The 542-nt window shown below is 36.9% G+C and carries 1 protein-coding gene; it reads left to right on the forward strand.

The features are described from left to right. On the forward strand, positions 1-542 hold a 542-nt coding region (locus tag I656_RS0117235; RefSeq protein WP_033007000.1), incomplete at both ends, for a transposase.

Consider the following 542-nt stretch of genomic DNA (forward strand, 5'->3'; position numbering starts at 1 on the left):
CATTCACTGATCATTGGCCAGATTCGTATAGACGGCAACAAATTCACGATACCGTATTCTCGCCTATTTAAAAAGACTCACAAGCCTATCACGATAACGATTCCGCCTGTGTTACTGGACAAAAAGATTAAGCAGATTGAAATCATTCCTAAGCATCATGCCAGGTTCTTTGAGATTCAGTACAAATATGAAATGCCTGAAGATCAAAGAGAATTAAACGACCAAAAAGCACTGGCAATTGATTTAGGATTAAACAATCTTGCCACTTGTGTCACATCAGACGGCAGATCATTCATCATTGATGGGCGGAGATTAAAAAGTATAAATCAATGGTTTAACAAAGAAAATGCCAGACTTCAAAGCATAAAAGATAAGCAAAAAATCAAAGGCACCACTCGTAAACAGGCTTTGCTTGCTATGAATCGCAATAATAAAGTGAATGATTATATCAACAAGACTTGCCGTTACATCATTAACTACTGTATTGAAAATCAAATTGGCAAACTTGTCATTGGCTATGCGGAAACATGGCAACGCAATAT

The organism is Geobacillus sp. WSUCF1 (genome assembly GCF_000422025.1).
Taxonomy (GTDB): Bacteria; Bacillota; Bacilli; order Bacillales; family Anoxybacillaceae; genus Geobacillus; species Geobacillus zalihae.